Source organism: Flavobacterium ajazii (assembly GCF_010614725.1).
Lineage (GTDB): Bacteria > Bacteroidota > Bacteroidia > Flavobacteriales > Flavobacteriaceae > Flavobacterium > Flavobacterium ajazii.
Genome location: NZ_JAAEHL010000001.1, coordinates 653703 through 676425, shown reverse-complemented (window position 1 = coordinate 676425; position 22723 = coordinate 653703). Strand labels below are relative to the sequence as shown.

13 protein-coding genes are annotated in these 22723 nt (G+C 36.2%); 8 read left to right on the top strand and 5 right to left on the bottom strand.

From position 1 onward, the window contains the following. The first annotated feature begins 18 nt into the window (after window positions 1-18). From GWR14_RS02515 to GWR14_RS02485, 7 genes are all read left to right on the top strand, one after another. A complete protein-coding gene (locus GWR14_RS02515) occupies window positions 19-1371 on the top strand; it encodes a glycoside hydrolase family 88/105 protein (protein ID WP_163407409.1) in 1353 nt (450 codons plus the stop codon). A 256-nt stretch (window positions 1372-1627) separates the two neighbouring features. After that, window positions 1628-2968, top strand: coding sequence for a TolB-like translocation protein (locus GWR14_RS02510; RefSeq protein ID WP_163407407.1), 1341 nt, complete (start codon window positions 1628-1630; stop codon window positions 2966-2968). An 89-nt stretch (window positions 2969-3057) separates the two neighbouring features. Beyond that, window positions 3058-4491 (top strand): family 43 glycosylhydrolase, encoded by a 1434-nt coding sequence (locus GWR14_RS02505; protein ID WP_163407406.1) that lies wholly within the window; start codon window positions 3058-3060, stop codon window positions 4489-4491. 15 nt (window positions 4492-4506) lie between these two features. Continuing rightward, window positions 4507-5835 carry a rhamnogalacturonidase gene (locus GWR14_RS02500; RefSeq protein WP_163407404.1) on the top strand — a complete coding sequence of 443 codons (1329 nt, stop codon included), beginning with the start codon at window positions 4507-4509 and terminating at the stop codon, window positions 5833-5835. 97 nt (window positions 5836-5932) lie between these two features. Continuing rightward, window positions 5933-8374, top strand: a complete 2442-nt coding sequence (locus GWR14_RS02495) for a glycosyl hydrolase 115 family protein (RefSeq protein ID WP_163407403.1) — start codon at window positions 5933-5935, stop codon at window positions 8372-8374. Window positions 8375-8468: 94 nt separating this feature from the next. Beyond that, the gene (locus GWR14_RS02490) at window positions 8469-9836 is read left to right on the top strand and encodes a sulfatase family protein (protein ID WP_163407401.1); all 1368 of its coding nucleotides are present in this window, start codon (window positions 8469-8471) and stop codon (window positions 9834-9836) included. A gap of 232 nt (window positions 9837-10068) precedes the next feature. Continuing rightward, complete coding sequence (locus GWR14_RS02485) at window positions 10069-10245, top strand: histone H1 (RefSeq protein ID WP_163407400.1); 177 nt, start codon at window positions 10069-10071, stop codon at window positions 10243-10245. Between the two features lie 64 nt (window positions 10246-10309). On the opposite strand, the gene GWR14_RS02480 is transcribed toward GWR14_RS02485, so the two are convergent. From GWR14_RS02480 to GWR14_RS02460, 5 genes are all read right to left on the bottom strand, one after another. Next, window positions 10310-11713 carry a right-handed parallel beta-helix repeat-containing protein gene (locus GWR14_RS02480; RefSeq protein ID WP_246236264.1) on the bottom strand — a complete coding sequence of 468 codons (1404 nt, stop codon included), beginning with the start codon at window positions 11711-11713 and terminating at the stop codon, window positions 10310-10312. Continuing rightward, entirely contained in the window at window positions 11643-12908 is a 1266-nt protein-coding gene (locus tag GWR14_RS02475) for a family 43 glycosylhydrolase (RefSeq protein ID WP_163407398.1), read from the bottom strand. The genes GWR14_RS02480 and GWR14_RS02475 overlap by 71 nt, the downstream gene beginning before the upstream one ends. A gap of 125 nt (window positions 12909-13033) precedes the next feature. Further along, window positions 13034-14545 (bottom strand): rhamnogalacturonan acetylesterase, encoded by a 1512-nt coding sequence (locus tag GWR14_RS02470; RefSeq protein WP_163407396.1) that lies wholly within the window; start codon window positions 14543-14545, stop codon window positions 13034-13036. Window positions 14546-14651: 106 nt separating this feature from the next. Next, window positions 14652-17507 (bottom strand): glycoside hydrolase family 2 protein, encoded by a 2856-nt coding sequence (locus tag GWR14_RS02465; protein WP_163407394.1) that lies wholly within the window; start codon window positions 17505-17507, stop codon window positions 14652-14654. A gap of 21 nt (window positions 17508-17528) precedes the next feature. Beyond that, window positions 17529-18806 carry a rhamnogalacturonan acetylesterase gene (locus GWR14_RS02460; protein WP_246236263.1) on the bottom strand — a complete coding sequence of 426 codons (1278 nt, stop codon included), beginning with the start codon at window positions 18804-18806 and terminating at the stop codon, window positions 17529-17531. A gap of 289 nt (window positions 18807-19095) precedes the next feature. Between GWR14_RS02460 and GWR14_RS02455 the strand changes: the two genes are divergently transcribed. After that, complete coding sequence (locus GWR14_RS02455; protein WP_163407391.1) at window positions 19096-22722, top strand: DUF4450 domain-containing protein; 3627 nt, start codon at window positions 19096-19098, stop codon at window positions 22720-22722. Window position 22723: the final 1 nt, after the last annotated feature.

Sequence of the window (22723 nt, the reverse complement as noted above, 5' to 3'; positions counted from 1 at the left end):
ACTAAAAAACATCTAACCATGAACTATAAACCAACTAAGATTATCACCTTATTAGTTTTTGGAGCCTGCAGTTTTGCAAATGCCCAGAAGAATGATGCTACGGCACCATTACATTTAATGCAACCGGATTATCCAACGCCTTATGTTATTCCGCAAAAAGAAGATATAAAAGTGGTTTTGGACAGAGTTTATAATTTTTTAGATAAAAATTCGGCTTCAAAAATTGTAAGTGCAGTAACAAAAGCAGAAATTACTGATTATAAAAAAAATAAAGAAGACATTATTTTCGAACCAGGAGCTTTTAGACTAACCAGTTACGAATGGGGCGTTACCTATGCAGGAATGCTTTTGGCTTCTAAGGCTACAGGAGAAAAATACTTTGCCGATTATTCAAATAAAAGAATACAATTAATCGCTGATGTTGCAGCAAATATTCAGGAAAAAAACATCAAGGATAAAGACATGCTCAAAACGCTTCATCCGGAAGCGCTGGATTTTGCAGGAGCGCTTTGTGCTGCCTTCATTAAAGCCAAAAAAGACGGTTTAAAAACCAACATCGATCCTTTGGTTAATAATTATATCCACTTCATCAGCAGTGAGCAGTTTAGGTTAAAAGACGGAACTTTAGCCAGAAACAGACCTCAGGACAATACACTCTGGCTTGATGATATGTTTATGAGTGTACCGGCTTTAGCGCAAATGGGAGCTTATACGGGTGATTCAAAATATTTTGATGATGCCGTAAAACAGGTAAATCAGTTTTCTAAAAGAATGTTTAATGAGCAGAAAGGAATTTACATGCACGGCTGGGTTGAGTCTATGGAAGTACATCCACAGTTTCACTGGGCAAGGGCAAATGGCTGGGCTGTAATGACTATGGTTGAATTACTTGAAGTTTTACCTAAAAGTCATCCGGGATATCCACAAGTGTTATCACAATTACAAAAGCACATTGCAGGATTAGTACAATATCAGCACGGAACCGGTTTTTGGCATCAGTTATTAGACAGAAACGATTCATATTTAGAAACTTCTGCCACTGCTATCTATACGTATTCAATCGCCAGAGCGATTAATCGTGGTTATGTTGATAAAATGACATATGGGCCAGCCGTTTTATTGGGTTGGAATGCAGTTGCCTCAAAAGTAAACGATAAGGGTCAGGTAGAAGGAACCTGTGTAGGAACAGGAATGGGTTTTGATCCTGCGTTTTACTATTATCGTCCGATAAATGTTTTTGCTGCTCATGGTTATGGCCCTGTTTTATTGGCAGGAGCCGAAGTGATTTTGTTGCTAAAAGATACTCAGTTTCAGATAAACGATAGCGCTATACAATTAAAAGTTGAAGGTAAAAACAATCTGCACAAATAGAGAGGTTAAGTCTTTAAATTTTTAGTCATAATTAAGATTAAAATATTTTTTCGAAAGTTAAAAACAAAAGCTTTGTTAAGATTGAATTGCCTCCAGCTAAGGCTGGAGGTTAAAAATTTTTATGAATTATCGGCTTTAGCCAAATTATAATACTTCAAATAAAAACTCTGTGTCTTTGCGCCTTTGCGAGATTAATTGAGGCAGTACTAAAAGAAATTTTTATACTGACCTGTCAATTCCTAAAATTGAAACCAAGATGAAATTAAAATCAGCAATACATATATTTTCCTTATTCGTTACCCTAACAGCTTTTAGCCAGATTGGTACCAGGTTTCCATCAGAAAAAAAGATAATTAAGGATCCTGTCACGGGTCAGGAACTGATTTTTTTAACTACAAAATCTGCCGGAGATTCTAAAACGTATCCTACGCATCCTCAGTGGACAGCAGATGGAGAATGGCTAATCTTCAGGACGAAAAGAGCAAATGGAGAAGTTGTTGCAGTCAACGAAAAATCAGGAGTAATGGTTCAGGTAACAGAGGGTGGTTATACAGGAACGCTTTGCATGGCTCAAAAATCGATGAAACTGTATTTTATGCGCCAGGGAGAAGGAGATAAAATGCAGATTATGGAAGTGAATCTGGAAGCTGTTTTTGAAGACAGTCAGGCCGGAAAAATGAAACCCGTTTCAGCTTACGAACGAATTTGCGGAATAACAAATCCCGAAATGGGTGCTTCGGGCGATATGGCTCTGGATGCTGATGAGGAACGAATTTATTTTAGAATCGGCAAAGAAGAAGCTGCCAGATATTTAGATCCGAATGTTAAAATTGAAAAAAGTATTGGTCCCAGAAATATGGGAGCAGGACCGGGCGGAATTGGCAGTCTGAATTTAAGAACGGGTGAATTTAAACATGTTGTTTCGGTGCCATTTCAGGTGGGACATATCCAGTCTAATATATGGAATCCCGGAGAGCTTGTTTTCTGTTGGGAAACAGGAGGGAAGTCACCTCAACGAACATGGACTGTTATGGCAGACGGAACAGGTTTGCGCCCATTGTATCCCGAATCTGATTATGAATGGGTAACGCATGAAGCCGTAATTTCTAAAGATGAAGTGGCGATGGCAATTATGGGGCATCGAAAAATTGATATTCAAAAAGAAATACCAGTTGAAACTGCGAAAAACGGAGAAATCAGAAATCCTGAAAACCCAGGGCAGGAAAGTAATTGGGGAAATACAGGAACCCGTGAAAAACCAACAGGTTTAGCAATTGTAAATCTGAGAACCCGTGAAATGATTATCGCCGGACAAACCAAAAGCGGCAGTGGATTATGGCATGTGCATGGCTCTGCTGATGGAAGATGGGCAGTTGGTGACGACTTTTCAAGAAGTTTGTATTTGATTGACCGAAAGACAAACGAAATGATAATGCTTACTACAGGACATAAACAAACAGCTGCTGATCATATTCATCCAACTTTTAACAGGGACGGAACAAAAATCCAAATTCAGTCAGCGATGCTCTCCGAGGATAATCGCACGATGAATATCTGTATTGTCAATGTTCCGAAAGAATGGCTGAAACGTAAATAAGTGATTTAAAAAGAAATGCAGTATAGAACAGGATACTGATGACTTATGGAAAAACTAAATTTGGTTTTACTGTAATTTTATATAAAAAAATGTTCAGAAATAATCGTTTTATTTTCAGTGGCTTAACCAGAGAAATCATTTGTGCTATTTTACTAATGAGCACTGTTATTTCATTAGGACAGCAATCTGGAAAAAGGGATGCGATTTATTCCGGAACCCCCTGGTTCGACCAAAACGGAAATGTTGTAAGTGCTCATGGTGCCAATATTATTAAAGAGAAAGATACATTTTATCTTTTTGGTGAAGCTCATACCGATGCGAGTAATGCTTTTACAGGATTTAATTGTTATTCTTCCAAAGATTTGTATAACTGGAAATTTGAAAGTATCGCACTTCCTCAGCAAAAATCGGGTAAACTGGGTACGAACCGAGTAGGTGAAAGACCAAAAGTGATGAAATGTCCTAAAACAGGAGAATTTATCATGTTCATGCATGCAGATACTTTAACGTACAAAGATCAGTTTGTAGGATATGCTGTTTCTAAAAAAATCAAAGGTCCGTATCAGTTTAAAGGTCCGCTTTTGTTTCAGGGCAAACCAATAAAAAAATGGGATATGGGGACTTTTCAGGATACTGATGGTTCCGGTTATATTTTGGTTCACGGAGGTGAAATTTATAAACTGAATGACGATTTTAAATCGGTTACGGAGAAAGTAAACGAAAATATCACCTCCGGATTTGAATCTCCGACTATGCTTAAAAAAGACGGGCTATATTATTTTATTGGTTCACATCTAACAAGCTGGGAGAAAAACGACAATTATTATTACACCTCAAACTCACTGAAAGGTCCGTGGCAATCACAGGGATTAATAGCTCCTGAAGGTACTCTGACATGGAATTCACAATCAACTTTTGTATTGCCAATTCAGGGTACAAAAGATACAACGTATATGTTTATGGGGGACAGATGGTCCTTTCCTAAGCAGGCTTCTTCGGCAACTTATGTATGGCAGCCACTTGTAATTTCGGGAACATCAATTTCGATTCCTGAGTATAAGGATTCCTGGGAAATCAATACAATTACAGGGCTTACATCTGTGGCTGATAATAATGATATAATTATTAAAAATACTGATACACAAATCCAATATAAAGGTAATTGGAAAGAAACGGCATCTGAAAGCAGATCTGATGAAAAAGATGCTTCGTTTACAGTTCGTTTTGCCGGTGAGCAAATTGCATTGTATAGTACAGTTGGTTCCGAAAATGGTTATGCAGAAGTGGTTTTAACCAATGAAAAAGGCAAGGTAATTGTATCGGCATTTGTTGATATGTACAGCAAATTTTCGACATTGACTCAAGTATTTAGATCTCCGCTGCTTAAAAAAGGCAATTATAATTTAACCGTTTCTGTTACCGGAGAAAGACCAAACTGGTCAGATAAAAGAAAGGCAAATTACGGAAGTACAGGATATTATATTTCTATCAACCAAATTAAAATAAAACCTCATAAAATTTAAAAACCAAAAAAGATAATGAAAAGATTATTGACACTTGCAATCTGCATTTTGGGAATTTCCCAGTCTGCATTTTCTCAAAACTATAAAAACGACACCTTTCCAGATGGAAGCACCATTACACCATGGTTTAAGGATTACACTAAACTTCAATTGAAAGATTTAGGAAAACAATATACTATTACAGATTTTGGAGTTACAAAAGATAGTACCAAAATCCAAACCATTGCGATTCAAAAGGTAATTGATAAAGCAGCCAAAAGCGGTGGAGGTGTAATTGTAATTCCAAAAGGAGTTTTCCTGAGCGGCGCTTTGTTTTTTAAACCTAAAACAAGTTTATATGTTGCTGAAGGAGGAACTCTAAAAGGTTCTGATGATATTGCCAATTATCCAATTATGCCTTCAAGGATGGAAGGTCAGAACCTGGATTATTTTCCGGCTTTGGTAAATGCATATGGAGTAGATAATTTTTCTATTTCAGGAAAAGGAACAATTAACGGAAACGGTTATAAATACTATGAAGCTTTTTGGGAGAGACGTAAAATCAATCCAAAATGTACAAATTTAGAGGTTTCAAGACCAAGACTGGTTTTTGTATGGAACTCTAATAATGTACAATTTCAGGATGTAAAACTGATCAATTCAGGGTTCTGGACGAATCATTTTTACAAATGCAACAATGTGAAATTGCTGGATGTGTATATTTTTTCTCCCCATTTAGAAGTAAAAGCCCCAAGTACAGATGCTATCGATGTTGATATCTGTACCAATGTTTTGATAAAAGGCTGTTATATGTCTGTAAATGATGATGCTGTAGCTTTAAAAGGCGGAAAAGGTCCTTATGCAGATCAGGATAAAAATAACGGAGGAAATGCGAATATCATAATCGAAGATTGTATATATGGATTTTGCCATTCGGCTTTAACCAACGGAAGTGAAGCCATTCACAACAGAAACGTTATCATGCGTAATTGTACAATTGAAGGTGCAACCAGAATGTTATGGCTAAAAATGAGACCAGATACTCCTCAAAGATATGAGTATATCAGGGTTGAAGACATTAAAGGAACAGCAAAAAACTGTTTGGTTGTTTTGGCTTGGAAACAATTTTTTGACTTAAAAGGACGTCCTGATATTCCATTGTCTTATGGTGATCACGTAACTTTGAAAAATATCGAAATGAAATCGGATACGTTTTTTAATGTAGAAAAAGATCCAAATGTTCGTATATCTAATTTTACATTTGAAAACCTGAATATCGAAGCAACAAAACCGGCTATTGATAAAAGTATTGTAGACGGAATTACTTTAAAAAATGTGCGTATAAACAAGCAGTTAGTTGAGTAATTTTTTCTAATAATATAAAGGAACAGGAGTTCAAAGTTGTGACGTAATGGGTTGTAAACTTTGAACTTTTGTTTTTTATAGCAAAATAAATTTTAATATGAATAAAAAGATATTTGCAGGGTTTCTGTTGTTCCTTAATTTTTTAAGTGTCAACATCTACAGCCAGGATAAAAATTTAGTCGATTTTTTAATAGCAGATTCAAATCAGTCAGTTTCAATTTGTATTGATAAAAACACGGATCCACTGGTTTTATGGGCTGTAAATGAATTAGCTGATGATGTAAAAGAGATAACCGGAAAAAGACCCGAAATTGTTTCAACGCAAACTATTTCGAAAAAAGGAATTTATATAGGACAGGTTTCTTCCGGTCTGTTTAATTCTAAATCAAATCAGAAGGAATTATCAAATCAATGGGAGAAATTTTCCATAAAAAAAGAGAAGGACAATCTTTGGGTAGTTGGAAGTGATGTAAGAGGAACGGTCTATGCCATTTTCGAAATTACAGAACGTCTGGGGATTTCTCCATGGAAATGGTGGGCAGATGTCAATCCGATAAAAAAAGAAAAACTAGCGTTAAAGCTTCCTCAAAAAGGGATTATTTCATCGCCATCAGTTCAATACAGAGGGATTTTTCTAAATGATGAAGACTGGGGATTAGAACCCTGGGCAGAAAAAACATTCGAACCGGAAGTTGGAAACATTGGACCCAAAACCTACGAAAAGATATTTCAGTTGTTACTACGCTTAAAAGCCAATACGATCTGGCCGGCGATGCATCCGTCTACAAAAGGTTTTTTTACCCTTTCGGGGAATAAAGAAATGGCACAGAAATACCACATGATTATTGGTTCTTCACATGCTGAACCGATGCTTCGGAATAATGTTGATGAATGGAAAACCAAAATTCACGGAGATTATAATTATTTCACCAATAAAACTCAGGTTGACAAATATTGGCAGGATCGATTGGATGAATTAAAATCGGCACAAAATGAAACCATTATGACCTTGGGCATGCGTGGTGTTCACGATAGCAAAATGGAAGGTGCCAAAGATTTGAAAGAATCTATCGGTATGGTCGAAAAAATCATTCTGAATCAGCGTGAAATGCTTTCGAATACTTTTGAAAAACCGTTAAAAGAGATTCCGCAGGCATTTGTTCCGTACAAAGAGGTATTAGAATTATACGATAATGGATTAAAAGTTCCGGACGATATTACCCTTGTCTGGCCTGATGATAATTACGGTTATATTCGTCGTCTTAGCAATGAAGAAGAGCAAAAAAGAGTAGGAGGAAGCGGTGTTTATTATCACATCAGTTATTGGGGAAGACCACACGATTATCTTTGGCTGAGTACAACGCAACCGGGGTTGATTTGGTACGAAATGACCAAAGCCTATGAAAACGGTGCTAAAAAAATGTGGATTGTAAATGTGGGTGACATAAAACCAGCAGAATATGATACAGAACTTTTTCTTGATTTAGCTTGGAATATTGGCAGTATAAAACACGATGGAATCAATCAATATTTAAAAGATTGGCTTACCAGAGAGTTTTCTCCTCTAATTGCAGAATATTTAGGTCCTGTATTTGAAGAGTATTACCGATTGGCATTTCTTAGAAAGCCGGAATATATGGGATGGAGTCAGACTGAACCAACTACACCAATAAAGCTTTCTGACTTTACGGAAGAAGAATGTCTGGAAAGAATAAAAGCCTACGATAATTTAATCAACGAAGTAGATATATGGGGTTCTGCTGTTGGTGTAGATACCGGTCCAGCGGTTCCTGACGGAAGAGAAGATGCTTATTTTCAATTGGTAGCTTATCCCATTCAGGCAGCAGCCTATATGAACCATAAATTTTTATACTGGAATCTCGCTGCTATGACAACCGATTTAAAACAAAAAGAAAGTTATATGAATTTATCAGCGAATGCTTATGAAAGAATCAAAGAACTTACAGCCTATTACAATAACAAAATAAGTAAAGGAAAATGGAACCAAATGATGTCAATGCATCCTAGAAATTTACCGGTTTTTGATTCGATAAAAGTGCCTGCTATTTCACAAGAGGTTGCTGAAAAAACAGATTCACAGTTAGTTATTAGAATCAATGCAAATAATTTTGTCACAAATAAAACGGCAAAAAACTACAAATGGGAAACAATAAACGGTTTAGGATACAGCAATAATTCGGTTACCTTGTTTCCGTTTAAACATTCTTATTTTGACGATAAACCTTCAGTTTCCTATGAATTTGAAGTTGATAAAGCCGGAGATTACGAAATAGAAATTCATTTGCTTCCAACGCATGCAAACAATTTTGATCATCAAATTGAAGTTCAGATTGACGGAAATAAGTCTCAGTTATTTTCAATTAACACAAAAGACAGAGACAAAACCTGGAAAGAAAATGTGCTACGTAACAGTGCTATTGTAAAACTGCCTGCTTCAATTGCAAATAAAGGAAAACATACTATTACGATTGCTGTAAATCAGACGGGAATAGTACTGGATTATATCGATGTGAAATGATTGTAATTGTTTGTGTAATCTAAATAAGTGTCTGGCTGAGCGGAATAGAAGCTCTTTTTAATATCTAAGATTATTTTTTAAATGATAAAAATATATGAATACAAAAAATCAACTTTTAATACTGCTATCGTTTTGTTTTTCATTTTCGTATAGTCAGAAGAATCAAAAGAATTCAATAGTAAAACCGAATATTATTTTGATCATTGCTGATGATGCGGGCTGGAATGATGTTGGGTATCACGGTTCGGAAATAAAAACGCCAAACATTGATTTTCTGGCCAAAAACGGAGTAGAAATGAATCGGTTTTATGTCAATCCAACCTGTTCACCGTCAAGGGCCAGTTTGTTTACCGGAAAACCGGCGAGCCGTATGGGAATTGTAGCTCCAATCAGTGATAAAAGCCAGTTGAAACTTCCGGATTCAATTCCGACATTGCCGAAACTATTACATAAAAATAACTATCAAACAGCACTTATTGGTAAATGGCATCTTGGTTTACAGCCAAGCAGCGGACCAAAAGCGTACGGATTTGACTATTCGTATGGTTTTCTGCACGGGCAATTAGATCAGTACACCCATTTGTATAAGAATGGAGATAAGAGCTGGTATCGAAATGGTGAATTTATAGAAGAAGAAGGACATGTAACAGACCTGCTTACCAATGAAGCTGTCAAATGGATTTCTGAAAAAAGAGACCCGAAGAAAAACTTCTTTTTAGAGGTGGCTTATAGCGCTCCGCATTTTCCTTTGCAGGAAGAACAAAAATGGAAAGACCCTTATATGAATTCGATAAAAGACAGTTCACGCAGGGACTATGCAGCCGCCATGAGTCATATGGACAACAGTATCGGAATATTACTTGAGAAGTTAAAACAGGAAAAGCTGGATAAAAACACTCTGGTAATCTTTATGAGCGATAATGGAGCGATGGAAGATTGGGATTCTAAAAACGAATATAACGGAATTCATCCATCGAATACCGTTTTGGGTGACAATACACCGCTGAGAGACTGGAAAACTTCAAATTATGAAGGAGCTATCAGGGTTCCGTGTATATTTTACTGGAAAGATCATTTAAAAAAGTATAAAAATGATAATTACATTTCAGTGATAGATTTATTGCCAAGTATCTTATCATTGGCAGGAGATAACAATATGCCGCAAAGTATTGAAGGAAAAAATGTCTGGTCAACGGTTTCTGAAAACAAAACTATTGCTAACAAGGAAATTTATGTAAGAGGTCATTTGCAGGAGTCATTAATTAATAAGCCTTGGAAAATAATCAGAACAAGACATGCTAATACTCCGGCAGATTATGAATTATATAATATTGAAAAAGACCCTCAGGAAAAGAATAATCTTGTAGCAGAAAACAAATCTGTAGCTGAAGAAATGAAAACTGCTCTTGAAAATCAGTTTAAAAAAGATGCTAAAAAGGTTAATTATGATAAAATTAAATAGATTTTAGACGCAAAATACCGCGTAAAAGCGATATAAGACTAAAAAATGAGGTTTTTAAGTGAAAAATAATTTTAGTGTTGTTTTTGTAACCAATTGATTATGAATGTATGTTTAATTCTTTTGAAAAAAAAATAACAGTAAAGAGAAAAATAGGGATAATTTTAACACTAAACTTACGTTAACTATGAAGCAAACTTATATTTTTGCTCCCTTAATTTAATACAGAATTATCATGAAAGATTTATTAGTAAAAATCAACGCCGAAATCGAAACATTTAAAGCAGAAGCTGAATCACTATCTGAGAAAGGTATTAAAGCAGCTGGAGCAAGAGCACGTAAATCATCTTTAGAGATTGAAAAACTTTTGAAAGAGTTCAGAAAAGTTTCTATCGAAGAATCAAAAAAATAATACTAAAAACCTCGTTTAATTTAAACGAGGTTTTTTTATAAAATTTCTCAAGGAATGTATAAGTCTAATATTTGGATTCAAAACAGCCCAAATCGGGTGCTTTTCCTTTAAACGGAAATCCAATATCTACTCCTGCGTCAATAATTGGGCAGGAAGAATTTAATCTCATAAAATTATTTTCAGGAAGATTGCCATCGACTTGTCTCGGAGAAGTCAGAAATGATTCATCGAGGCTTAAAAAGTCAGAATCCTTAATCATTACACTCAGGTCAAAATAATTGTTTTTTAACGTACAGGCTGATTTTTTTATATTGACCAATTCCGCACCTCTGGCTCCGTAGCCTAAATTATTACTTAATACATGATTCCAGCCCGGAACATCTTCGAGATAATCAATCGGTTTTAGGTCTTTTCTGTTTAACATATCATAGTTAGCTCTATTTCGATACGCTGTATTGTTGTACCAGTTGTTACCGTTTAAATGGTGATTAGAGTAGAAACCACCTTGTTTATTTCCTACTGCCAGACAAAACTGAATTGTATTTCGGGGTATCGGATTTGGTAATTGGTTTAGCGGCGTACTGGCATAGCCACCACACTTAAATCCGTTGCCGTCAGCACGTTTTTTAAAGTCGAAAGTATAACCATTATAAAATGCCCAGCAATGATCAATTAATACAGGTTCTGCAGAATTGATTAAGTCAAAACCGTCATCACTGTTAAACCACGCACGACATCCTCTAAATACATTATTCTTATTGCCTTGTGGAGCGTGGCAGCCGAAGCCGTCAGTGTTACCACCAGCTCCGTTTTCAGATACAGAATCCCAGTTTCTGTAGGCGTCACAATTTAAAATCAGATTGTTGGAACCTCTTGTGATATAAACCCCAATAGCCATATTGTCGTACATCTTTAGTTGCTCCAGCGTGTTGTTGTTTCCCTGAATAGCGAAACATTCAGACTGAGTATGCGTTTTTATGGTTACCTGAACTCCGGTTACTTCAATTCCTTTAATTTTAATATTGTTTCCGCTAATCAAAAATGCAATTACCCGACGGTTTTCGGGTTTTATATTGCTGTAATTAAAAACAGGAGCTTCATTAGGATAAGCTAAATAATTAATACCATCTTTATCCAGTTTGGTTACAAAAGCCCAAATTTTATAATATTGAGCAATTTGCTCTTCTTTCATCATATAAAGCCCGCCTCTGATGTAGATCGTATCTCCTGAATTGGCTAATGTCTGGGCTTTTTTTATTGTTTCAACAGGACTGTCTTTGGTTCCGGTATTAGAATCCTTTCCATTAGGTGCTACATAATATTCTTTAGCAAAAGAATAAAAGCAGTTTAAAAAGATTGTAATGAATAAAATTTTGCACTTCACTTTTTTAGTGGTTTTAATTGTACTTGTTTTTCCATATTTTCTTCCAGGTCTCAAGCCACTCCTGTTGTTTTTCTTTTTTGACAAAAGGCTGATCTTTTGCCGGATATATGATTCCGCTATCAGAAAAGGAAGCTTTTATGAATCCAATTTTTTCACGAAAGTGCGACTGACTGTCATTACCAAAATAACTTGACCACCAATCGCCATTTTTATCCTTAAAGAAACCAGTTCCACCACCACAAGGAATCGATTCGTGGCGTTTTACATAAGGGCCATAAATATTGTCTGATATAGCAATACAAGTTGAGTATCTGCCTTCGTAATCGTCAGCGGCACCCAAATAGTATTTTCCGTTTCGTTTGAAAAGTACTGCGCCTTCATGTCCAAGATCGTTCATACCTCTTCGACTGCATTTTTCAGCGTGATGAGTTTTGTTATGATCTGGTTCTGCAAAATCTATTTTTTTGAAAGGCGCTGCAAATCCGCTAAAATCGTCTTTTAGTAATGCGATTTCTTTTCCGGCTCCGTATGTGAAATATACTTTTCCGTCAGTGTCTTCAAATAACGTGGGATCAATTCCTGATACAATCGAACCTTTTTCGGTAAAAGCATTAATATAAGGGCCTTCCGGTTTTCCGGTTGTACTTTTCAGAATTCCTATACCATCAGGACACATACTGAAACAGATATAATAATTTTTTTTGATGTAATGAATTTCAGGAGCCCATACAGCTCTGACCGCCTGCTTAGGATGTTTTCGCCATTCTTTTACCCAATCTTCCGCTTCTTTATCAATATCCCAAACCAGTCCAACGTATGTCCATTTTTTAAGATCAGGAGATTTCCAGAGTTCAACACCTTTTGTAAATCCCCAGATATTATCTCCAGAAGAGCCCGTTAAGTAATAATTGCCATCATGACCGAGTGTTACTACACCGTCGCGTAAATGCAGTTCTATAGCAGGAAGAATAGGAGGTACCAGACCTTTTTCTACAGCAGTTCCTTTCGCTTTGCCTGTAAAAGTCAGGATATATTCTGGTCTGGGTTGTGGACCTTCATAATAAACACCATCAGTTCCGCTTCGCCATCCGCCAAGTCCGTCACCATTCACGGGAATGCCTGGACCGCTGATTGCCTGATATTTTAATGCCCAATCTTTTTCAGATTGTGGTGCAACATATTTTTCCTGAGCGAAACCATTTGCTGAAAGAATAAGTCCTGACAACGCAAGTAAAATGGTTTTTGAATTTAAAAAAGTGTGTTTGGTAAAGTAACTCATATAACACTGTTTATGTTGGTTAGTTAATTTGATAATGTTATAATAAAAAAATCATGATTTACATTCAAATTGTGATGCAAATCATGATTTCAAAAATGTCAAAATCTGTATTTCATAATGAAAATTTACTTTGAAGGAATTTCAATATATTCCCTCAATCCGCAGTCTTTTATTTTTTTTAGACTTTCAGCTACTGTCAACGCATTAAAAGCGGCACCTTCAGCTCCTGTGTGCGTATGATCTTTCGGGAAAAACGGTTTTACTTTTTCCTTGCCTAAATTTTCGTATTTTTGAGCTACAATTTCGTTCAGATCAATATAAAATGCTTTTTCTCTTTCGGCAGCGATTTTCGACCAGTTTCCATAAGTATCAGTTCTGCGTTCTACTTTGTTGTTTGGCCATTCGTTTCTTGGTGTCTGACTTAAAACAATTGGAATAGCGCCTTTTTCTTTAGCTTCCCTGATGAATTTCTGCATGTACCAACCAAAAGTATGTACGGTTTCGGTTAAGCTGTCGCGAACTACTTGTTGTGTTTCATCACCATTTCCTTTTAATGAACCTCTGAATTTTTCTTTATCAATCGCTCCGGCATCATTATGACCAAACTGAATCATTACATAATCGCCTGCTTTAAGTTGGTTTTTTACCTCAGTCCACAAACCTTCCTTTTCAAATGTTCGGGTGCTTCTGCCTCCACGGGCTTTATTGATTATTTCAATTCTCGTAGTGTCACAATACTGTGGAAAAGCAACTCCCCAGCCAACAGCATTCTCATTCTTATTATTGGCCATCGTTGAATCGCCAATTAGAAAGACTTTTTTCTTCGCCGGAAGTACAATTTTCGGATTTTTTAAAATGTAATTCTTTAAAGAAATTTTACTTGTTTTAAGTTCATTTGTGATTAATGAAGCTGCTAATACAGCCCCTTTTGCAGATGGATGTGTATGGTCTTTTTTGTAGAAATAAGTGCCGGTTACTTTTTGTTCACCAAGCTTTTCCATTTCAACAGCCATTTTTTCATTCAGATTGATAAAAGTTACCTTTTCTTTTTCTGCAATTTGTCTGGCCCATAATCCGTATGATTTGTCATTGCGGGGTACTTTCCCTTCCTTCCAGTCGTTTCGTGGAATAGGAGAACAAATAATTGGAATAGCACCTTTTGATTTGGCTTCCTGAACCACTTTCTGAATGTACCAGCCGTACGAGTGAACCGTTTCATGTTTTTTGGTAAGGAGGTTGTCTATTTCTTTGGTTTCGTCTCCAATTCCTTTGATTGTTCCTCTGGCACGCAGCGTATCGTTTAATGGTCCGTCATCGTTATGTCCAAACTGAATAAGGACGTAATCGCCTTTTTTTAGTTTATTCAAAACGGCTGTCCATAAACCTTTATCCTGAAAAGTCCTGCTGCTTGTTCCGCCCAAAGCATGATTTTCGATTCTGACTTTTGTAGTATCCAAAAACTGACCGATATAATCTCCCCAACCCCAAAGTCCGCCTGATCCGTCACCGCGGCCATTTTTTACGGTGGAGTCTCCTACAGTATAAACAGTAGGTTTAGTATTGTCTTTTTGTTTTGAAGTAAAATTGAAAAATAGTACTGTCAGGCATAAGACAGAAAGTATTTTAATTGATTTCATTTTTTTTGTTGTTAGTTGATAGTTAATAGTTGACGGTTTAGAGTTTTGACTTTAATCTTTTACTTTTAAAGCCAACAACAATCAACCATCAACCAAAAACCAAATATTAGTTTCTAAAATCAAACCATAAATTCATTTTGATACCATCATCACCGCTTTTGATACGAATGTTGGTTGGCTGACTTTCAGGTCCCTGATGTTCTAAAGGTTTGAAATCTCTCATGGCCGGAATTTCATACATAAATGAAATATCTCCTTGCGGGAAATCAGGCTGAGGATAACTTCCCGGGAAATTATTTTTAGGTAAATCCGGTGTAAATAATCTTAAAAACAAATTATCAGATTCACTGAAAACCTTGAAAGATGATGTTCCCGCTTTTAGATTTGCACCTAATAAATTGGCATGATAACCTTTAAACTCAGGATAAACCAGATTTTCAAAACTTTCACCTGTTATAGTTGTGTTGTAATCTTTCTCCCAGATACCATAAGTAGTTCCTTTGATTCTGTTTTTCCATACATGATAAGGCCCTCTTCCAAACCATTTGATTCCGGTAACCTCTTTTTCAGGAAAACTGAAAGTAATTCCGAATGCACTGATTTTATCTTCAAAAGCTGCACCGTCAAAGCCTCCATTATTTTCTGAATTTTTCAGTGCAATCAATTCCATTTTAAATCTGCCATCCGGCTCCATAATCCATTTTATGGAAGATAAACCACCTGCATAAACTACTTTGCATATCGCTTTGTCTCCTTCTTGTGACAGCTGAACTTCTTTTAGTTTGGTTTTCATTCCAATCGGGCGTGGGCCATTTGTTAACGGAATAGTTGAAGTTCCGTTTTTAACAGAAGTAATTTCACCTGTCAAAGCATCAAAAGTTACCGTAACAGCACCTCCTTTTAATGTGATTTCGTTGCCTGTTTTTACACCTGAAGCCTTTTCTTTTGTATTTTGAACCGCTAAAAATTTAGCTGCATAATATTTTGCTTTATGAATTGGCCATGTCCAGGTATAAATTTCGTTATTAAACTGATCATGAGCCGTAATGGATAAAATGTCTCCTTCTGCAAAATTTGAAGGAACAGCAAATTTAACTTTACGTGTTTCGCCCGGATCAATGCTTGGAATTTCAATTTTACCGGAGCTGATCGTTGCAGAAGTTCCATTCGTATAAAGAACATCATTATCAGATTTTAAAACTTTAAATTGCATTTTGCAGGAATTCAGATTGCTGAAAAGATAGTCGTTCGTAATTAAGAAAGAACCATCAAAATCTGCATTTACCTGTTTTGGCTGAAACTGAATAGGTGCCCAGACTTCTTTCACAGTATAATAACTTCCTTCTTTTTCACGGTGTGGCCCTAAAATTCCATCCGCTGCCAAAGAGCCTTTTGAGTCGAATTTCGTATCGCCTTTCCAGTCAGAACGAAATACTGCTTCGTCCAGCATTGCCCACATAAATCCTCCTGCAAACAATGGACTTTGTTTGTAACGTGTCCAGAAATCTTCAAGGGCGGCTCCATGACCGTTATCGTAAGTTCCGTGCATGAATTCAGTTGGGAAAAATACATTTTCACCATTATTAAAACGATGCATTCCGGTTAAATAAGTCGGGTAGTGGTGTGTGTCACAGCCATTGAAATCGGCCCATGGATGCACTACGATTCTTTTTTGAGGATCATGATCTTCAAAAACTTTATCTACGTTATAATTCCATCCGCCTTCATTACCATTATCCCAAATAATTACAGAAGGGTGATTGACATCGCGTACCACCATTTCTGTAACCAGTTTGGTTCCGGTTTCGGTATCGTAAGAGTTTTGCCAGCCTGCTAATTCATTCAGTACAAAAAGTCCTAAAGAGTCACAAACTTCCAGAAAGTGTTCATCAGGCGGATAGTGCCCACGAACGGCATTCATATTCATGTCTTTTAATAATTTACCATCTAATTCGCTGATGCGTTTGCTGGTACTTCTTCCTCCTTCAGGCCAGAACGAATGGCGGTTGATGCCTTTCATCACGATCTTGGTACCATTTACATAAATTCCGTCCTGTTTTTTGAATTCTAAAGTTCTGAAACCAATTCGCTTATCGTATTTATGAACGATACTTCCGTTTTGTTTTAAAACAAGCTCCAGATCATATAAATTAGGACTTTCCGGATTCCATGGTTTGATGTTTTTCCATTGAGCTGCAATTGATGCAGTAGTACTTTTTGCTTTTACAGGAAAAGTAAAAGTTTCGAATTTCTCTCCTTTTAAACCTTTCAGAGTAGCCTCTAAAACCGCATTTTTAGAAACATTTTTTAGATCTAAATCTACTGTTATCGAACCGTCCATTTTTGGATTTACAGCAATATGCTGGATATGGGTTTTAGGAGAAACTTCAAGCCACACCGGACGATAGATTCCGCCAAAAAGCCACCAGTCAGCTCTTCTTTCTGCAGCATTCACTGATTTATTTGCAGAATGTTTCCATACATGAACTTCCAAAGTATTTTTAGAACCGAATTTTAATAAGGATGAAATATCATATTTAAACTCATAAAAACCACCCTGATGAATTGCTCCGGCCAGTTTTCCGTTGACTTTTACCTCGGTATCCGTCATGGCTCCTCCAAAAACGATCTGAACTACTTTGTCTTTATAATCAGCGGGAACTTCAAATTCAAATTTATACAAACCTTCTTCCTTACTTGGTTCTTTTTGATTCAGTTCTTTATACCATCTTCCATACGTATATTCGCCAAAGCCTTCTAATTCCCATTGAGAAGGCACATTTATTTTAGACCAGGTTTTACTGTTGTTGCCTCCGGTACAGTAAAAATCCCATTTTACAGGATGTTCAAAATCTTTTCCGGAAAGATAGACTTTATCAGTTTGCTGTGCTGCGCTATTTTGATATGAAAATAAAGCAACAGCAGCAATTGTAAAGTTTTGAATGGTGTTTTTTAGTAACATAAATGAGGGTTTGTATAATGGTTAGTTGCCATCTGGTTTAGTAACTTCAAATCGGTCACTCATCGGAAGTGTCCAGTTTGAAATATAATTTGGTTTCTTTGGATTGTAATTAGGAACTGCTTTTTGAATTTGCTTTTTTAAAGGAATATCAAGTTCACGAATTCCTTTAAGAACACAAAGTGCAATTTCGTTTGCTCCAAAACTATTAAAATGAGTGTTGTCTTCCAAAACTTTTACCTGTCCCGGGAAAGTGTTTGCAGGATATTGTACAAAAGCCTTTCTGGAAGTTTCGTCGCCCCAGGTTTCATACAACTCGGTTGTCATTTTAGTAACGTCAATAAGAGCAATATTGTTTTTTTGAGCAACGGTTCGCATAGCCGCAGGAAAATCACCATGAGTTTCTTTTAAAGTTCCATTTTCGTTAAAAGCACGTCGTTGTGTCGGAGTTACCAAAACCGGGATAGCACCTTTGTCTTTGGCAGACTGGACAAATTCGGCTAAAAGAGTAGAGTAAGAACCCCAGGCACCATTTCCTTCACCTTTTATCTTTTCGTCATTATGCCCGAATTCCACAAATAAATAATCACCTTTTTTAATTAAAGAAAGAATCTTTTTTAAACGATTTCCACCTTTAAAAGAACTCAGTGCCGAACCTGAAACCGCATAATTAGCTACCACTACAGTGTTGTCAAAATAATTAGTTATAAACTGTCCCCACGAAGCCCAAGGTTCAACATCCTGATCGGTAACCGTTGAATCTCCGGCAAGATAAACTACTGTTAAATTGTCTTTTGGAGTAATTTTTATACTTTGAATTGAAACATCTCCTAAAAATTCCAGTGTGAGTTTGTCGTCCCAGTTCAAAATGTCTTTTTCCCTGTCTTTTAATGAGACATTTTGAGTGTCATCAATTTTTGGAGTTCTGACATTTACATTAAAAATTTTGGTTATCGGTTTGCCTTTTTTAATTGAAAGCTGATCCAGCATCAATCTTCGTGATTCTGCTTTTATAGTAATGTTTGTCTGTTTATCAGAACTTCCCATTACAACCTCAATTTGATAATTTCCTTCCTCAAGTTTTACGGAAAAATAAGTTGGTTTAACTGCAGAAAATGTATTTGGATTGATTGTAGCATTGGAAGCTGAATTAATATCAAAACCATAACCCGTTGCTGTATTATAGGCCAATGCAGTGTTTATGGATATTCCTTTTTTATTTTTTGAGGCATTTCCAAAATTAAATAATTTACTTTCAGTAGTTTTTTGTGGTCTTATCTTATCCGAAGAATTATTGTTCAAGGCAAACAGATTGAGCTGTAAGACAAAACAAAAAATAGCACAGAGAGAAGTTTTAATATTTATCAAAGTTTTTCTATTTAAATTATTGTATTTTCAAAACTAACAGTTACATTTTTATATAGTATCCTGTACTATGATGTTAAAAAAATGAAAGAATATAAATTATGATATTATAAAAATCAGGTAGGTACAGGATGCTATACCGTAAAAAAACAGAGAAATTGCGTTTAAATTATCAAAATCATTAGGTATTTGATAATGATTATGTGCCTCTGAATTATTAAATTTTATGAAAACCAAAAACAATACCATCCCGACTCTTATTGGCTTATTATTGCTTTGCCCTGTACTGGTTATCGGACAGGAAAAACAAGTTGTGCGTAAAATGCATTATGTCCCGGAAGGGAACAGTTTTGTTTTAAAAAATGGTACCCGAAAATTCAACAGGGCACTTTATGGTTCAAATACAGGTTTTAGAGTTGAAACTGGAGATTTGCCTGAATTTGCGATGTACATGCCGGGAATGGGAGGGAATTTTAAACTGGGTCTGATTAATGGTAAAGACAGTAAGTGGATTACTGAAGCTTCAAAAATTAATACCAAATATGTGTTGGGAACAATGCAATACGAAATTCAGGATCCCATTTTAGGCAATGGAAAACTAATTGTAAAAGTTGTTGCTCTAAAAGAAAAAGAAGGCTTTATTGTAAAAGTTTCTAGCGAAAATGTATCCAAACAGATAAATTTAGTCTGGGCTTATGGAGGTGCAACCGGTAAAAAGTTCAGTCGCGACGGCGATATTGGTGCCGATCCTGAGTCGGTGTTTTATTTACAGCCGGAATATTGTACCAATAATAGGTTTACTATTAAAAAACAGTCTTTTTTACTGGAATACGGTTCTGAAAGCAATAAAGATAAAACAGGTAACAACAAAAGTCTTGTGGGGTATTTTCCGGGTTCTGATATCAAGTTAGCCAATCCGAAACTGCAAAAAACACCATTGGAATTATATAGTTCCAATCCTGAAAGTCTGTTGCTCATTACAGGAAAAAATGTAGCTTCAAAAAATGAACTGTATTGGCTGTTTTCAAGCGAAGAGCTAAAATCTGATGTTTCTCAAAAAGGATTATCACAATTGTATGATAAATCGGTTCAGGAAACACATCTTTTGGCAAATAGGGTAAAAGTTACAACTCCGGATCCTTATATTAATACTTTAGGCTCGGCACTTTCAATAGCAGCTGACGGAATTTGGGAAAGTCCTGCTTACCTTCATGGTGCGATCGCATGGCGTATGTATCTGAATGCGTGGCGTGGTGCCTATACAGCCGACCCTTTGGGCTGGCATGATCGTGCGAAAACACATCTTACAAGTTACAGTAAATCACAGGTAACAGCTCCTGAAAATGGTCCTATTGTTTTGGATACGATTCGCAATTTTGCCCGCCAGAAAGAAGTAATGGGAACTTCGATGTTCAGTAGCGGTTACATCAGCCGTAATCCGAATAAAAATACGGTAGCGCATCACTATGATATGAATCTGGTTTTTTTCGATCAGATGCTGAGACATTTTAAATGGACGGGAGATACTTCGTTTATGAAAGAAATGTGGCCCACAATCCAAAGACATTTAAACTGGGAAAAAAGAAACTTTGACCCGGATAATGACGGACTGTATGATGCTTACGCTACAATCTGGGCAAGCGATGCGTTGCAATACAGCGGAGGCGGTGTAATTCATTCTTCTGCGTATAATTTTTATGCGAATAAAACGGTTGCCGAAGTTGCCAAAAAGATTCAGCAGGACGAAAATCCTTTCGTTAAAGAAGCAAATAAAATCCTAAAAGCTTCTAAAGACCAGCTTTGGATTCCGAAGAAAGGAATTTTTGCAGAATATAAAGATGCTATGGGAAAAAGGTTATTACATGATGTTCCCGGAGTTTGGAGTATTTATCACACAATTGATTCCGAGTTATCTAATCCATTTGAAAGTTATCAAATGCTGAGTTATGTTGACAAGCAGATTCCGCATATTCCGATTTCGGCAGAAGGACTTGATAAAACTGATCTTTACACGATAAGCACCACCAACTGGCAACCTTACACGTGGTCTATTAATAATGTGGCGCTGGCAGAACAACTACATACGTCGCTGGCTTTCTGGCAGGGGGGACAATCTGAAAAAGCATTTAAAATGTGGGAAAGCGTGTTGATCGAAAGTATGTATCTGGGCGCTTCTCCGGGTGGTTTTGAACAGCTTTTATATCAGGATGCAATAAGAGGTGAATTGTATCGTGATTTTGCTGATCCAATTGGAATGGCTTCCAGAACATTAGTAGAAGGGCTTTTCGGAATCCAGCCTGATGCTTTGGCGGAAGTTTTAACGATTCAGCCTGGATTTCCTTCAAAATGGAATCATGCAGCTTTAAATATTCCAGATGTTTCAATTGATTTTAAAAGAGAAAATAAAACAGATTCATATCTTATAAAAAATCAGTTTGCAGCCAAAATGAACCTGAAATTGATTGTAAATGTACCTTTTGACGGAATTGATAATATAACGATTAACGGAAAATCAGTTAACTGGAAAAATATTTCGGAAAGTATCGGTACTCCAAAAATTGCTGTAGAAGTACCTTATGAGGCTTCTTATGATGTGAAAATTAACTGGAAAGGCGAAACTTTGGAAGAAATACAATCTGTAGAATCTTTGACAGCAGGTGAATCTTTTGGCATAACAACGGCTAAGGCAGATATTGTTTCGGTTTATGATCCACAGTCTGTTTTGAGCGAAGTTTCAAAAAACAATAAATCGTATCAGGCAATTGTATATGGCAATAAGGCTAAAACATTTTTTATTCAGTTAAAACAAGGAGATTTAATCTGGTGGCAGCCTGTTGAAGTGGATTTAAAACCTAAAATTGAATCTGAAATTGTTCAGTTAAAAAATAATACTATAGAGATTGCCCTGAAAAATAATTCGGAAAACAAAATTGAAGGAAATGTAGTTTTTGATGCTTCCGCAAAAGACAGTCAGCAAAAGATTTCTTTAGGGGTAAATCAGAAGGAAACTCTTGTTATTCCATTTACGAAGTTGGTCCCGGGAACTAATAAATTCTCAGTTGACTCAGGTTCAAATACGATAAAAGAAGTAACTTTTACAAACTGGGATATTCCTTTGAATAACTCAAAAAAACAGGAAACAGTTTCTCTTTCTTCTTTTTTTAATTCGAAAGTAACCGATGTTTTCAATCAGGAATATTTATCGCCGAGACCGCAGACAGTAACTTTACAGCTTCCAAAAAACGGAATAGGGAATTGGTGTTATCCAAATGTTTCCGTAAAACTGGACGATACAGGATTGCGTAAAAAAGCAAAAGCAAATGGAGAAATTAGTACTCCTGAAGGTATTGCATTTAAAACACCTTCTGATGCAAATTTGAAAAATATCATTTTTACATCACAATGGGATAATTTTCCAAAAAGTATTAGTGTTCCGCTAACCGGAAAAGCTTCGCACATTTATTTTATGGTAGCCGGAACTACAAATCCGATGCAAAGCCGTATTGTAAATGGAGAAATAGAGGTAAACTACACAGACGGAACTTCGGAAGTTTTACAATTAAAAAACCCTGAAAACTGGTGGCCAATTGAGCAGGATTATTTTGTTGACGGACTTGCGTTTACCACAGATGCTCCAAAACCGCCAAGAGTGTATTTGAAATCAGGTGAAATTTCGAGAACCTTTAAAGATTTTACAACTATAAAAGGATATTCCAGTTTTGGAATTGATGGTGGAGCAGGAACGATTCTGGATTTACCTTTAAATAAAAATAAAATCTTAAAAAGTCTTACTCTGAAAGCCATTGCCAATGATGTGGTGATTGGACTGATGAGTGCTACATTAATTAGATAAT